Raw genomic sequence first — 13,602 nt, forward strand, 5'->3', positions numbered from 1 at the left:
ACCGGCCCCTGCGGTCCGGCCGCCCCGCACGGGGCGGGCGGACCGCAGGGGCCGCGGTGCGTGCGGGCCCGTCCCGGCCGGCGCGGCCGGGACGGGCGGCGCCGCCGTCAGTCGGTGACCTCGACGCCGCGCCAGAAGGCGATCCGCCCGGCGATGTGGGCGGCCTCCGGCTTGGGGTCGGCGTAGTACCAGGCGGCGTCCGGGTTGTCCCGGCCGTCGACGTGCACGGTGTGGTAGTTCGCCGTGCCCTTCCACGGGCACTGGGTGGTGGTGTCGGAGGGCCGGAGGCAGTCGGCGTCGACCGACTCCGGCGGGAAGTAGTGGTTGCCCTCGACGAGCACGGTGTCCGCGCTCTCCGCGATGACCTTGCCGTTCCAGCGTGCAGTTGCCATGGTCCCAGTGTGTCCCCTTCCAGGGGTTCGTCGAGCGCACGACGCGACAGGGGCATGGAAGCACGTCTCTGTGTAATTCCGGTTACGGACGTGTCAACGGCGGCATCCTGTGCGCCAGTTGAGGTGCGTACACGCATAAGTGCATTTCATCTGGCCTTTGCCATGAGTTGACCGAGGGCAATCAGCCGTACATCTTCCGCTCACCGGAAGACATCTGTAGCTTCCGTTTCACCCGATGCACCACGGCCCGTCGCCCCCCGGCGGGCCGCTCCGCGCTGCCCCTGGAGGCACCCGTGCGCACCCCCGCGCTCTTCCGCCCCGCCGTCCGCCCGCCCGCGAGACGGGCGCTCACCGTCGCGCTGTCCGCCCTGCTGGCGGTCGGCACCGCCACCGTCGAGGCCGCCCCGGCCCACGCCGCGGCGACCCGCGTCCGACTCGGCAGCTCCTCCGACGTCAGCCGGGCCTCCTGGAACGGCCCGGCGTTCACCATGAACGGCGACGGCGCGATCGTCCCCGCCACCATGACGAAGGCGATCGACGCCATCCGCGGCGGCACCGGCAGCATCGACGTCGTCGTCCTCGCCGGCTCCGCCCCCACCTCGGGCAGCAGCACGCCCGAGTGCGACACCGTCATGGGCCTCAGCGGCGTCAACTCCTGTACGACGTGGACGCTGACGGCCGCGAGCGACGGCAACAACTCCCAGGTCAACACCGACATCCGCAACGCGGAGTTCGTGTACTTCGCCGGCGGCGACCAGTGCCGGTACGCGGCCTGGAAGGGCACCGCGCTCCAGGCCTCCGTGAAGTCCGTGGTCGCCAAGGGCGGCGGCTCCGGCGGCGGCAGCGCCGGCACCCACATCAACAGCGACATCGTCTACGACGCCTGCAACGGCGGCACCGACTCCCCCACCGCGCTGGCCAACCCGTACGACAGCACCGTCACGTTCACCACCGGCATGTTCCGGTGGCCGAACTACCAGGACACCATCAACGACTCGCACTTCGTCACCCGCGACCGGATGGGCCGCACCATGGCCTTCGTGGCGCGTGCCATCAAGGACGGCCTGACCAGCGGCGGCAAGGCCTGGGGCGTGGGCGTCGAGCAGGGCGGCGGCTCGCTCTTCGTCGACAGGAACGGGCTCGCCACGCTCAGCGGCTCGGACGCGTACGTGGTCCTGGGCGACCACCAGCCCGAGCAGGCCGTCTCCGGCAGGCCGCTGACCTTCTCCAACTACAAGATCTGGCACCTGACGTCCGGCCAGACCTTCGACTTCGGCAACCGGCCCACCTGCGGCTACTACCTGCGCAGCGTCACCAACGGCGTCGCCGACGCCAACCTGTACAGCGGCACCCCGGTGACCGACTGCTCCGGCGGCGGCACGGGCGGCGGGGGCGGCGGCACCGGCAGCACCCTCGCGGAGACCGAGCCCAACGACAGCCGCAGCGCCGCGAACGACGCGAGCGCCCTGACCTACCCGGCCACGCTCACCGGCAGCATGGGCACCACCTCCGACCGGGACTACTTCAAGACCTCGCTGGCGAGCGGCCAGACCATGACCGTGAACTGCACCATCCCCTCCGCCTACGACGCGGACCTGTACTTCATGGACGCCAACGGCAGCACCCTGACCCGGTCGGTCAACAACGGCAAGGGCGTCGCGGAGTCGCTGAGCTACCAGCGGACGGCCTCGGGCAGCGCGACCTACTACCTCGACCTGGAGGCCTACAGCGGCTCCGGGAGCGCCACCTACAGCTGCAGCGTCGCCAAGAGCTGAGCAGCCCCCGCCCCCGCTCCCCCTCTCCCCCGGGGGCGGAACGGGCGGGACCGGCCGCCGGGACCGGAGCCGACGCGCTCCGGCCCCGGCGGCCACCGCGTTACGTGAACGTAACTGCAATTACACTTCCGCCACCTGTCACATCATCTGTAATTTCTGGGGCAGCCGGATCGGCACCTCGGCGCAGCCCGCCGGCCCCTTCCCGCACGCACTTCCGCACGCCCTTCCGCATGCACTCCCGCACGCACCCACGCCCCTCGCCCGGAGAGGTCACACCCATGAAGTCCAGCCTGCCCGCACGGAGAACCGCCGCCGCGGCGGCCGCCCTCGGCCTCGGCGCCCTCGCCCTGACCGGATGCGGTTCCGACGGAGGGAAGGGCGCCGACGCGGCACCCGCGGCGCAGTCCGCCTCCTCCCCCTCGAAGGCCGCCGCGGCCCCGGTCACCGTCACCGACGGAGTGGACGTCAGCGCCGACGCCGCCCTCAACGCCGCCCTCCCCGAGGCCGTGCGCAAGGCCGGCGTCATCCGGGCGGCGACCGACGTGCCCTACCCGCCGTACGAGATGTTCAAGACCGAGGGCAGCCAGGAGATCGTCGGCCTGGACGTCGACATCGCGCACGCGATCGGCGCCAAGCTCGGCGTGAAGGTGGAGTTCTCCCCCGCCAAGTTCGACGGCCTGCTCCCCGCCGTCCAGGCCGGGAAGTTCGACATCGTGCTCGCGGGCATGACGGACAAGAAGGAGCGCGAGCAGGCCGTCGACTTCGTCGACTACGTCAACTCCAACAGCGGCCTGCTGGTCGCCCACGGCAACCCCGCCCACCTGGCCGTCGCCGCGGACCTGTGCGGCAAGGCCGTCGCCGTGCAGTCCGGCACCAACCAGCTGAAGCTGCTCCAGGACCGCTCGAAGGACTGCACGGCGGGCTCGCAGAAGGCGATCGACATCAAGACCTTCCCCAAGGACTCCGACGCCCAGCTCGCGCTCCGCAGCGGCCAGGTCGTCGCCGACGTCCTCAACTCGGTGACCGCCGCCTGGGCCGCGAAGACCGCCGACGGCGGGAAGACCTTCGACGTCGTCGCCGGGCCCGAGGTGCTGGGCGCGCAGGGGAAGTCGCCGATGGGCATCGCCGTCTCCAAGGACCTGCCGCAGCTGGGCGACGCCATGGTCCAGGCGCTGCAGGCGCTCATGGACGACGGCAGCTACAAGAAGATCCTCGACAAGTACGGCGTGCCCTTCATCGCCATCCCGAAGGCGGAGAAGAACCAGGCCGTCGACTGACCCCCGGCCCCGTACGGCTGCGGCCCCGGCACCTGGACAGGTGCCGGGGCCGCAGCCGTCGGGCGGCCGGAGGAGGGGGGTCAGTGCAGCCCGGCACGGCGCGCGGTCTGCTCGCCGCGCTGCATGTGGCGGTGGGCGTCGTCCCCGAGCTCGGCGAGGACGCCCGCGACGACGGTCTCCACCACGGCCAGCGTCGGCACCAGGCTGTCGTACGGGGACGGGGCGCCGACCCTGCTCGGCAGCACCACCTCGGCGTGCGCGGTCACCGGGGAGAGCCAGGTGTCGGTGAAGAGCACCACCCGGCCGCCCTGCTCCTCGCAGAGCCCGGCCCACTCCAGGGAGGCGGCCTCGTAGCGGCGGTAGTCGAAGACCACCAGCACGTCCCGGCGGCCCAGCGCGGCGAGGACGGCCGTGCGCTCCACGTCGCGGTCGGGCAGGAAGTGCACCTCGTCGCGCATCTGCATGAGGTGCAGGCCCAGGTAGCGGGCGAGCAGGTGGGTGAAGCGGCCGCCGGCGAGGGTGACGCGGCGCTTGCGGTCGGCGAGGAGGTCCACCGCCCGCTTGAGGTCGTGCGGCGGCAGCTCGCCGAGGGTGCGCTCGACCTCGGCGCTGAACATCCCGCTGCCGCGGCGCAGCAGCGCCTCCCCCGGCGCCTCGCCCTCCTCGCCCCCGGCGCTGCGCCCGTCCGCCGCGTACAGCGACAGCGGGGAGGCGTTCCGCTCGTCAAGCTCGGCCCGCAGCACGGCCTGGAAGTCGGGGAAGCCCCGGAAGCCCAGCCGGTTGACGAAGCGGATGACGGTGGGGGCGCTGACGCCGGCGCGCTCGGCGAGCCGGGCGACCGTCTCGAAGCCGGCCGACGGGTACCCCGCCAGCAGCACACGGCCGACCTTGCGCTCGGCGGGACTGCACTCCCCCAGACGCTGCCGGATCGTCTCCGCGACGGATGCGGACGCCATCGGATCATGGTCCTTTCATCGGGCCGGCCGGGCGCACGGAGGTGCGCCGCAGCCGAGACTAGTCCTTCCCCGGCAACGGCCGAGCCGGCCGGGCTGATGCCCGGCCGGCTGCGGCGCTGCGCGGTGCCCCGGCGGGGCTACTCCGCGTGGAGGTCGACCGTCAGGCCGGTGAGGGTGCGCGCGGTGGCGCCGTCCTCGGAGTAGGCGTGGTAGTGGCGGCCCTTGGTGAAGTCCACCTCGAAGGCGGGGCCGGTCTCGAAGGTGCGGGCGGTGGCGGTGCGCTGGGCGTCGGTGGCGGCCAGGGCCCGCGCGGTGCCGGAGAAGGAGTAGGGGGTGCCGTCGGGGTTGTCGATCGAGTAGAAGACGTCGTTGTTGGCGGGCACGGCGTCGTGGGAGGCCGGGGTGAGCGGCTCCTTGCCCTCGGCCGGGTAGGCGCGCCAGCGCTTCGGGTCGTAGCGGTCGCCGTCGGTGAGGTAGCTGTAGCGGACGCCCTCGATCGACCACCGGCCGTGGAAGGTCCCGGTGCGGGCGGCGCGCAGGTCGAGGACGGCCACGCCGTGGGTGCCGAGCACCCGGACCTGCTCGCGGGCCGTGCCGGCCTCGGTGACCTCGATGGCGGTGTCCTCGTCCATGGCGAAGACGCGGTCCTGGCCGGTGTCGGCGGCCAGGCGGATCGAGCGGCCCTCGCGGCCGTTGGTGCCGGTGTGGGTGTCGATCAGGCCGGAGCGCAGGAAGCCGAAGCCGCCCTCGGGCAGGTAGCCGAGGCGGGTGGCGTCGTCGAAGTAGCCGGGGCTGCTGCCGTCGCGCAGGGCCGGGTAGCTGTCGCCGCCGGTGACCATGTCGGGGCCGGAGGCGATCTGGGCGCCCGCGCTGGAGCCGGCGACGACCGCGCCCGCGGCGAGCTTGGCGCGGATCGCGGCGAGCACCTTGGAGTCGGTGTGGGCGTCGCCGTGGAGCAGGCTGGTGACGTACCGGTACTGGTCGCCGCCGCCGAAGAAGAAGCCGGTCATGGACTCGACCTGGCGCACGACCTCGTCGGAGTCGGCGGCGGAGACGTGCTCGATGTCGATCGGGATCCACTGGGCGTCGGCGGCGCCGTACTTCTTGAACAGGTCCGCGTAGTACAGGCCGTTGCAGACGGAGTTGGAGCAGCGGTCCGGGTCGTTCGCGTCCGGGTCCTGGCTCTGGGGGACGGAGGCGGCGGTGAGGACGCCGATGCGGGCCTTCCCGGCGCCGCCGGCGCGGTCCACGATCTCGTTGTAGACCTCGGCGTTGCCGTCCTTGAGGCCGCCGCCGACGAGGATGAGGGTGCCGCCGGGGCGGTGGCCGTGCGCGGCGGCGGGGGACGCGGTCGCGGCGCCCGCGCCGAGGGCGACGGTGGCGGCCGCGGCCAGGGCGAGGGCCCGGCGGCGGTTCGTGGTGGCTCTGTTCATGGGTGCGGTACCTCCCGTGCGATGGGGTGACGTGCGGAGGTGGTGCGGGTGGTGCGACAGGTGGTGCGGGCGGTGCGGCACGGCTGCGGGCTGCTGCGGCGCGGCCGTGCGGGAGGGGCGGTACGGGGTGCGGCGGGGAGGGAGCGGCGGCCGCGGCCCGCCCCGCCGGGTCGGGGGGACGGGCCGCGGCCGCGGCGGCACCGCCCGTCCCGCCGGACGGACGGTGCCACGCAGGGTGTCAGCCCGCGGCGGCGGGCGGGCGGCCGCCGAGGGCGGCGACCAGGGCCGCCAGCAGGGCGATCCGGGGCGCGACGGTGGTGGTGTCCAGCCACTCCTCGGGGCTGTGGTCGGCGCCGCCGACCGGCCCGAGGCCGTCCAGGGTGGGGACGCCGACGCCGGAGGTGATGTTGGCGTCGCCGACCCCGCCGGTGGCGGCCGCGCCCAGCGGGATGCCGAGCTGCGCGGCCGCCTCGCGGGCGAGGGCGAGCATGCCGTGCACGGCGGGGCTCTCCTCCATGGGCGGGCACAGGTCGAGCTGCTCGACGCGGGCGGCGGTGCCGGGGACGCCGGTGGCGGCGGCGGCCTCCTCCAGGGCGGCGTGCGCCTCGCGCAGGCCCGCAGTGGTGGTGGCGCGCACCTCGACGTTGAGCTCCGCCTCCGGGCAGACGATGTTGGTCCGGGTGCCGGCCCGCACCACGCCCACGTTGACGGTGACGCCGGGCCAGCGGCCGTTGAGCGCCTGGAGCGCCACCACGAGGTGGGCGGCGGCCAGGGCGGCGTTCGCCCCGCGCTCCGGCTCGATCCCGGCGTGGGCGGCGCGGCCGGTGACGGTGATCCGGAAGTCCGCGACGCCCTTGCGGGCGAGGACGAGGTCGCCGTTCTCCCGGGCGCACTCCAGGCAGAGGGCGTAGTCGGCGCCGGCCGCGACGGCCTCGGTGACCGGGCGGGACGCCGGGGAGCCGACCTCCTCGTCGGAGGTGGCGAGGAAGACCAGCTCGGCGAAGTCCTCCCAGCCGGTGTCGAGCAGGATCTGAAGCGCCGTCAGTCCGGCCAGCAGACCGCCCTTGTCGTCGCTGACGCCGGGGCCGTGGGCCAGCGGGCCGTCGGTCCGGAAGGGGCGGGCGGCGGCGGTGCCGTCCTCGAAGACCGTGTCCATGTGGGCGACGAGCAGGATGCGCTGCCCGCCGTCCTCGGGGGCGAGGCGCCCGCGGCGGCGTCCCAGCAGGACGTCGCCGACGGGGCGTCCGCCCGGACCGGTGTCGACGGGGAGGCGCTCGGTGGCGAAGCCGAGAGCCCCCAGCCGCTCGGCGCACCAGTCCGCGACCCGGTTGACGCCGGCGGGGCTCCAGGAACCCGAGTCGACGGCCACCAGGGCGGCCAGCTCGGCGAGGTACTGCTCGCGCCGGGCCTCGGCGTGCGGCAGCAGCGCAGCGGCGTCCACCGCCGCGTGCTGCCGCGAGGCGGCGGTCACAGCACCTTGGACAGGAACGCCTTGGTGCGCTCCTGCCGGGGGTCGACCAGCACCTGCCGGGGGTCGCCGGCCTCGACCACGACGCCGCCGTCCATGAAGACGGCCGTGTCGCCGACCTCGCGGGCGAAGCCGATCTCGTGGGTGACCACGACCATCGTCATGCCGTCCGCGGCGAGCTGCCGCATGACGTCGAGGACGTCGCCGACGAGCTCCGGGTCGAGCGCCGAGGTGGGCTCGTCGAAGAGCATCAGCTTCGGCTTCATGGCCAGCGCGCGGGCGATGGCGACGCGCTGCTGCTGGCCGCCGGAGAGCTGGGAGGGGTAGTTCGCTGCCTTGTCGCCGAGCCCGACCCGGTCCAGCAGGCGCTGCGCGTCGGCGCGGGCCTCGGCCTTGGACACGCCGGCCACCCGGACCGGCGCCTCCATGACGTTCTCGATCGCCGTCATGTGCGGGAAGAGGTTGAACCGCTGGAAGACCATGCCGATCTCGCGGCGGCGCTCGGCGACCTCCTTCTCCCGCAGCTCGTGCAGGCGTCCGCCGTGCTCGCGGTAGCCGACCAGGGCGCCGTCGACGGACAGCCGTCCGCCGTCGAGCTTCTCCAGGTGGTTGATGCAGCGCAGGAAGGTGGACTTGCCGGAGCCGGACGGGCCGAGCAGGCAGCAGACCTGGCCGCGCTCGACCGTGAGGTCGATGCCCTGGAGGACCTCCAGCCGGCCGAAGCTCTTGCGCACGCCCTCGGCGTGCACCATGGGGGTGCCCATCGGGCTCATCCCTTCTGGTGGTTCGGGCCGGAGCCGCGGACGGGGAGGCGCAGCGCGGTGCCGGCGAGCATCCGCTGCAGCGGCGAGACGTGGCCGTTGCGCGAGGCGCCGCGCCCGTAGCGGCGCTCCAGGCGGCTCTGCGGGATGCTGAGGAGGGTGACGAGCAGCAGGTACCAGAGGCTGGCGACCACGAGCATCGGGATGATCTGGTAGTTCTGCGCGTACACGGCCTGGATGTTGGACATCAGGTCCTTCGCGCCGATCACCGAGACCAGCGCGGTGGTCTTCAGCATGTTGATGGTCTCGTTGCCCATCGGCGGGATGATGACCCGCATGGCCTGCGGCAGCACGATGCGGCGCATCGTCAGCGTGGGCGACATGCCGAGGGAGTGGGCCGCCTCGGCCTGGCCCTCGTCGACGGACTGGATGCCGGCGCGCACGATCTCCGAGGCGTAGGCGGCCTCGTTGAGCCCGAGCGCCAGCAGGGCGGCGACGCTGCCGCTCACCAGCGAGTTCGTCTCGGTCTCGAAGAACGTGATGTGGGTGAACGGGATGCCGATCATCACGTGCTTGTAGAGCGCGCCGCAGTAGCCCCAGAAGATGATCTGGACGAGCAGCGGGGTGCCGCGGAAGGCCCACACGAAGAGCGAGGAGACCGCGTACAGCACCGGGTTGGGCGACAGCCGCATGACGGCGACCACGGTGCCCAGGGCGAGGCCGAGGACCATGGAGGCGACGGTGAGCCAGAGGGTGGTGAAGAGGCCCTCGAAGACGAGCCGGGCGAAGAGGTAGTGCCCGATGACGTCCCAGTGGAGGTTCTGGTTCTTCGCCAGCGAGCCGATGAGCCCGATGCCGGAGAGGATCGCCAGGACGGCGGCGACCCAGCGGCCCCAGTGGCGGACCGGCACGGCCTCCAGCCGGTCCGCCGGCCGCCGCTCCTCCGCGGCGGCGGCGGGCAGGGTGTCGGAGGCCATGTCAGCTCTCCCCGGCGTTCTTGGTGGCCTTGGTGACGGCGATCGACTCGACGCCGTACTCGGCGCAGATGCGCTTGAGGACGCCCTCGTCGACCAGCTGCTGGAGCGCCTTCTGCACGGCGTCGGTCAGCTGCGGCAGGCTCTTGGAGACGGCGATGCCGTTGGGGGTGGCGTCGTAGCCGCCGATCGCGGCCGGGTCGTCGACGACCTCGAAGGTGGCGCCGTTGTCGGCGGTCTTGGCGGTCCAGCCGGCGGCGGGCTTGGTGGCGACCTCGGCGACGACCTTGCCGCTGCGCAGGGCGAGCTGGGCGTCGGAGTCCTTCGGGAAGGTCTGGAGCTTCGCCTCGGGCTTCCCCGCCTTCCTGCAGGCGTCCTGGTGCTTCTTGAGGAGGTCCTCCTGGTGGGTCGCGGCCTGGACGGCCACGGCCTTCCCGCACAGGTCGTCGAGGGAGGTGATCTTCTCCGGGTTGCCCTTGGCGACCATGATGCCGGAGCCGGAGACCGAGTAGTCGACGAAGTCGACGACCTTCTGGCGGTCCTTGTTGTCGGTCATGGCGGAGATGGCGGCGTCGAACTTGCCGGCCTGGATGGCGGGCACGATGCCGTCGAACTTGGTCGGGGTGAACTCGAAGGCCACGCCGAGCTTGGCGCCGACCGCCTGGCCGACCTCGTAGTCGAGGCCGGTGATCTCCTGGCCGCCCTCGGTCTTGAACATCTCGAAGGGCGCGTAGGGGACGTCGGTGGCGACGCGGACCTTGCCCGCCTTCTTGATCGCGTCCGGCAGCGCGTCGTGCAGCGCGGCGACCCGGGTGATCTTCGCGCCCGCGACGGTGACGCCGTCGGCGGCGGAGCCGGCCTTGGCGGGGGCGCTGCCGCTGCCGCCGTCGCTGCCGCAGGCGGCGAGCGTCAGCGCGCTCACGGCTGCCACCACGGCAGCGGCCGCGGCCCGGCGGGAGAAGAGCTGGTGCGTCACGGTGGTGCCTCTCTAGGACTGTGGCCCGGCAGAGCCGGACGGCCGCCGAACGGTGCAGCCCAGAAGTTACACATGACAGCAACAGATGAACAGATGTAATGCCAGTTACATTCAGATAACGCGCCGGAAGCACGCCGGGCACAGGCGCGCCGTACGGTGCGGAAGGACCGTACGGCGCGGGGTGCCCGGGGGTCGCGGACCGGGCGGATCCGGGGAGGGGCGGGGGTCCCGCGGGCCGGAGGGCCCGCGGGACCGCGCGGCGCCTACCGGCCGCCGGTGGGGCCGGCCGGCTCGGCGGGGCCCTCCTCGCGGACCAGGGTGGCCAGGTCGTCGAGGCCCCAGCCGGTGCGGGCCGACACCTGCTCGGGCGGCACCCCGTCCCGCAGGGCCTGGGCGGCCTCGATGCGCAGGTCGGCGAGGGCCGCGTCGAAGGCCGCGCGGGCGTCGCGGTAGCGCTGGGCCACGAGGTCGAGCGCTGCGGTGTCCACGGTGTCCACGGTGTTCTCCAGGGGTCTCAAGGGTGTGGGGGTTCGGGGGTGTCGGGGGGTTCGGGAGGTCGGGGGTGTCGGGGGGTTCGGGAGGGGGGCCGGGCCGGTGCGCGACCCGGACGGGACCCGGCAGGCGGGGAGGCCGTCGGGACCGGGACGCGCAGGCCGCGGCCGGAGGGGCGGGCCGGAACACCGGGGTCGGTAGGCCGGGACCGCGGAGTCCCGGGGCCGCAGGAGCCCGGGGCACCGGAGTCCCCGGGCCCCGGGGACTCCGGGCCCGAGGGCCTCAGGGCCGGTCGTCGCTGTAGCCGCACAGCCAGGCGAGGGCGTCGTGCGCGCCCTGGACGAAGTCCCGGGCGCCGCCCGGCAGCGCCGCCCCGGCCACCTCCAGTTGCACCACGGCGGCGTCGACCTCGGCCGTCATCGCCCCCACCCCGGGGCCGTCCGGACCGGCCGGGGCCCCGGTCACGGGCCCCGCCGGGGTCCGGCCCAGCGCCCAGGCGCACGCCGCCGAGACGCCCTGCAGGAAGCGCCGCCGCCTGCCGGACCCGGCCTCCGCGTCCGCGCGGGCCAGGACCCGCTCCACCTCGTCGCGGGTGCGGGAGCCGATGAGGTGGCCGTGGGGGTTCACGAGTGGTGCTGCCATGGCCTACGCCTTTCCAGCCCGGCCGAACGAATTCCCCCCGGCGCCGTCCTGTCTCCGCACCTCCGGGCGCGTTTCGCCCGGGCCGTTCCCCCCGGGCCGTTTCATCCGGGCCCGTTCCGCCCGGACCTGTCGCGCCGGGACCGGGTGCGCCGGGACCCGCGCCCGGACGGCGCCGGGCGCGGCGCGCCCGCGCCCGCGGGCGGGCCGGCAGGGCGATGATGAGAGGAGGGAGCAGTGCTCCGGCAGGCCGTCCCGCCGTCGCGGGGCGGGTGCCGGGGAGGTGCACGCCGGCGGGTGCCGGCCGGACGGCGGGAGGAACGGCGTGGAGGTCCGGGGTGCGCGGGTCCTGGTGGTCGGCGCGACGGGGGTGATCGGCGGGGCGATCGCCGCGGCACTCGCGGCGCGGGGCGCCTCGCTCGCCGTGGCGGGCCGGGACGAGGCGCGGCTGGCGCGGGCCGCGGAGCGGTTCGGGGGCTGCCCGGCCCGGCGCTGCGAGGCGTACGACCTGGACGGCTGCGCCGCCCTCGGGGCCTGGGCGGCCGAGGGGCTGTCCGGGCTGGACGGGGTGGTGGTGACCGTCGGCAGTGCCGCCTTCGGGAAGGCCGCGCGGACCCCGGACGCCGTCGCGGAGCACCTGGCGACCGTCAACGCCCTGGCGCCGATGGCGGTCCTGCGCGGCGCGCTGGACGTCCTCGGGCCGGGGTCGGCCGTCGGCGCGGTCACCGGGGTGGTCGCGGAGCGGCCGCAGCCCGGCATGGCCGACTACAGCGCCAGCAAGGCGATGCTCAGCGCCTGGCTGGACGCGGTGCGGCGCGAACAGCGTGCGCGGACCAGCGTCCTGGACGCGCGGCTGCCGCACCTCGACACCGGGTTCGCCGGCCGGGCCGTGGCCGGCGAGCCCCCGCGGATGCCGGCGGGTGCGGACCTGGACGCCGTGGTCGCTGCGGTGGTCCGGGGGCTGGAGACCGGCGCGGGCGTGTGCCGGCCGGGTCCCGGCGGCCGGATGCTGCTGGACGACCGCGAGGTCTGAGGCGGGGGGCGTCCGGGACGGGTCGGGGCCCGGGCGGCGGGGCGTGCCCGGCTCGGCCCGGGGGCGGGGCGGCACAGGGCCGGGGCAGGAGGCGGCCGCGGGCTGGGGGTTGCGGGCTGGGGGTTGCGGGCTTCGGGCTGCGGGCTGCGGCGGGACCACCGGGTGCCGGCCGGTGCAGGCCGCCGGGTGCACGGCGCCACGCGGAGAGGTGTGTCCCCGCCGCGGCCCCCGGAGGCCGCGGCGGGGCGGGGTGCCATGAGGTCCGGCAGCGGCACCGCACGGTGTTCGGGGCGGCCCCCGGTCCCGGATGTCGCCCGTTCGGGTGAACACTGGAGACCGCAGGCCCCGGACGCGGGCGGGACGGGCCCGGCAGGGCTCCGCGCCCGCGGCTCCGCCGCCCCTTCGGGACCCGGACGGCCCCACGGGTGGCAGGCCGCCGGGGGCTCTGTGTCGAATGTGCGTACGACGCCCGGCCGCGGCCCTGGTACGCCGGATGCGGCCGGTCCCGGCTCGGAAGGAGGTGCGGGTCCATGACGGCAGAGCGCGTGATCCGGTCGTTCGCGGTGGCGGTGGCCGCCGTACTGCTGGCGGGAGGGACCGGGGTGGCCGCCGCGGGCACCGCCTCGGCCGCCCCGCGGTCCGCGGGTCCGGCGGTCTCGGCACACCCGGGCGACGGCCGTGCCAGATGCATCTGGCACGACGGCTACTGGACCAGGGAGTGGCGGCCGGGCCACTGGGAGCGGATCCAGGAGAACGGGCAGTGGACCCAGCAGTGGCGCCCCGGCCACTGGCAGAAGCAGTGGCACGACGGCTGGTGGGAGTGCACCTGACACCACCGGCGTCCGCCCGCGCCGCGCGGTCCCGCCAGGGGCCGCGCGGCGCCGTGCCCGGGCGTCCGTCCCCGTCCCCGGCCCCGGGCGAGGCCGGGGACGGGGACGGACCACCGCCGGGAGGCGTCGGGAGGAGTCACGCCGGGGTCCGGCGGCGCACCTCCACGGTCAGGACCGAGGCCACCGACTCCGCCTCGCGGACCAGCTCGGCCAGGCGTCCCCCCTCCTCCTCCAGCATGCGCACGACCCGGTCGGCCAGGGCGGGCACGGGCAGGACGTCGGGATGCTCGCGGACCACGGCGGCGGCGCGGGCCGCCGCCTCCCGCGAGGCGTCGGCCTCGTGCACCGCGAGGAGGGCGAGGAGGACGGGCTGCTCGTGGAGCACGTCGTGGCGGCGGTAGCCGGCCGGGACGAACTGCCACAGCCAGCGGACCGCGGTCCGCTGCCAGCCGGTGGTCCCGGGCGGGTACACGTCGGCGGGCCAGTGGGCGGGGACGGGCGGCGGGGATGCCGGGGGCGGGGATGCCGGGGGCGGGGATGCGCTCACCCGTCCAGCGTGGCCCGGGGGCGCGCGGTCCGCGCGCCGGGCCGCCCGC

The 13,602-nt window shown here is 75.0% G+C and carries 14 protein-coding genes; 4 read left to right on the top strand and 10 right to left on the bottom strand.

Annotation, left to right across the window (positions count from 1 at the left end):
- Nucleotides 1-107 precede the first annotated feature (107 nt).
- The gene (locus LO771_RS00090; RefSeq protein ID WP_230646987.1) at nt 108-392 is read right to left on the bottom strand and encodes a DUF427 domain-containing protein; all 285 of its coding nucleotides are present in this window, start codon (nt 390-392) and stop codon (nt 108-110) included.
- A 293-nt stretch (nt 393-685) separates the two neighbouring features.
- On the opposite strand from LO771_RS00090, the gene LO771_RS00095 reads away from it, so the two are divergent.
- Nucleotides 686-2,167 carry a hypothetical protein gene (locus LO771_RS00095; RefSeq protein ID WP_230646989.1) on the top strand — a complete coding sequence of 494 codons (1,482 nt, stop codon included), beginning with the start codon at nt 686-688 and terminating at the stop codon, nt 2,165-2,167.
- 278 nt (nt 2,168-2,445) lie between these two features.
- Nucleotides 2,446-3,444 carry an ABC transporter substrate-binding protein gene (locus LO771_RS00100; protein ID WP_230646991.1) on the top strand — a complete coding sequence of 333 codons (999 nt, stop codon included), beginning with the start codon at nt 2,446-2,448 and terminating at the stop codon, nt 3,442-3,444.
- Nucleotides 3,445-3,524: 80 nt separating this feature from the next.
- Here the strand turns inward: LO771_RS00100 and LO771_RS00105 are convergent, their stop codons facing one another.
- The 8 genes from LO771_RS00105 to LO771_RS00140 all read right to left on the bottom strand — a co-directional run bounded on the left by LO771_RS00105 (nt 3,525) and on the right by LO771_RS00140 (nt 11,146).
- Nucleotides 3,525-4,400, bottom strand: coding sequence for a MurR/RpiR family transcriptional regulator (locus tag LO771_RS00105; RefSeq protein ID WP_230646993.1), 876 nt, complete (start codon nt 4,398-4,400; stop codon nt 3,525-3,527).
- Between the two features lie 137 nt (nt 4,401-4,537).
- Nucleotides 4,538-5,833 carry a cyanophycinase gene (locus LO771_RS00110; RefSeq protein ID WP_230646995.1) on the bottom strand — a complete coding sequence of 432 codons (1,296 nt, stop codon included), beginning with the start codon at nt 5,831-5,833 and terminating at the stop codon, nt 4,538-4,540.
- Between the two features lie 238 nt (nt 5,834-6,071).
- Entirely contained in the window at nt 6,072-7,304 is a 1,233-nt protein-coding gene (locus LO771_RS00115) for a M20/M25/M40 family metallo-hydrolase (RefSeq protein WP_230646997.1), read from the bottom strand.
- On the bottom strand, nt 7,301-8,065 hold the full coding sequence (locus tag LO771_RS00120) for an amino acid ABC transporter ATP-binding protein (RefSeq protein WP_304944741.1): 765 nt from the start codon (nt 8,063-8,065) through the stop codon (nt 7,301-7,303). Before LO771_RS00120 ends, LO771_RS00115 begins: the two co-directional genes overlap by 4 nt.
- Before the next feature lie 5 nt (nt 8,066-8,070).
- Nucleotides 8,071-9,039: an amino acid ABC transporter permease gene (locus tag LO771_RS00125; protein WP_230646999.1), complete on the bottom strand. Its 969-nt coding sequence runs from the start codon at nt 9,037-9,039 to the stop codon at nt 8,071-8,073.
- 1 nt (nt 9,040) lies between these two features.
- A complete protein-coding gene (locus LO771_RS00130; RefSeq protein ID WP_230647001.1) occupies nt 9,041-10,012 on the bottom strand; it encodes an ABC transporter substrate-binding protein in 972 nt (323 codons plus the stop codon).
- 263 nt (nt 10,013-10,275) lie between these two features.
- On the bottom strand, nt 10,276-10,530 hold the full coding sequence (locus tag LO771_RS00135; protein WP_230647003.1) for a hypothetical protein: 255 nt from the start codon (nt 10,528-10,530) through the stop codon (nt 10,276-10,278).
- A gap of 256 nt (nt 10,531-10,786) precedes the next feature.
- Nucleotides 10,787-11,146, bottom strand: a complete 360-nt coding sequence (locus LO771_RS00140) for a hypothetical protein (protein WP_230647005.1) — start codon at nt 11,144-11,146, stop codon at nt 10,787-10,789.
- A 322-nt stretch (nt 11,147-11,468) separates the two neighbouring features.
- On the opposite strand from LO771_RS00140, the gene LO771_RS00145 reads away from it, so the two are divergent.
- On the top strand, nt 11,469-12,176 hold the full coding sequence (locus LO771_RS00145; protein ID WP_230647007.1) for an SDR family NAD(P)-dependent oxidoreductase: 708 nt from the start codon (nt 11,469-11,471) through the stop codon (nt 12,174-12,176).
- A 530-nt stretch (nt 12,177-12,706) separates the two neighbouring features.
- Nucleotides 12,707-13,006 (top strand): hypothetical protein, encoded by a 300-nt coding sequence (locus LO771_RS00150; protein WP_230647009.1) that lies wholly within the window; start codon nt 12,707-12,709, stop codon nt 13,004-13,006.
- Between the two features lie 136 nt (nt 13,007-13,142).
- On the opposite strand, the gene LO771_RS30940 is transcribed toward LO771_RS00150, so the two are convergent.
- Nucleotides 13,143-13,553: a hypothetical protein gene (locus LO771_RS30940; protein ID WP_304944742.1), complete on the bottom strand. Its 411-nt coding sequence runs from the start codon at nt 13,551-13,553 to the stop codon at nt 13,143-13,145.
- Between the last annotated feature and the right edge of the window lie 49 nt (nt 13,554-13,602).

The organism is Streptacidiphilus sp. ASG 303 (genome assembly GCF_020991365.1).
Classification (GTDB): Bacteria; Actinomycetota; Actinomycetes; order Streptomycetales; family Streptomycetaceae; genus Peterkaempfera.

Excerpts from the sequence above, each read along its gene's own strand:
- LO771_RS00120 (WP_304944741.1), bottom strand. The coding sequence starts at position 8,065 with ATGGGCACCCCCATGGTGCACGCCGAGGGCGTGCGCAAGAGCTTCGGC.
- LO771_RS00105 (WP_230646993.1), bottom strand. The coding sequence starts at position 4,400 with ATGGCGTCCGCATCCGTCGCGGAGACGATCCGGCAGCGTCTGGGGGAG.
- LO771_RS00140 (WP_230647005.1), bottom strand. The coding sequence starts at position 11,146 with ATGGCAGCACCACTCGTGAACCCCCACGGCCACCTCATCGGCTCCCGC.
- LO771_RS00090 (WP_230646987.1), bottom strand. The coding sequence starts at position 392 with ATGGCAACTGCACGCTGGAACGGCAAGGTCATCGCGGAGAGCGCGGAC.
- LO771_RS00125 (WP_230646999.1), bottom strand. The coding sequence starts at position 9,039 with ATGGCCTCCGACACCCTGCCCGCCGCCGCCGCGGAGGAGCGGCGGCCG.
- LO771_RS00100 (WP_230646991.1), top strand. The coding sequence starts at position 2,446 with ATGAAGTCCAGCCTGCCCGCACGGAGAACCGCCGCCGCGGCGGCCGCC.
- LO771_RS00150 (WP_230647009.1), top strand. The coding sequence starts at position 12,707 with ATGACGGCAGAGCGCGTGATCCGGTCGTTCGCGGTGGCGGTGGCCGCC.
- LO771_RS00110 (WP_230646995.1), bottom strand. The coding sequence starts at position 5,833 with ATGAACAGAGCCACCACGAACCGCCGCCGGGCCCTCGCCCTGGCCGCG.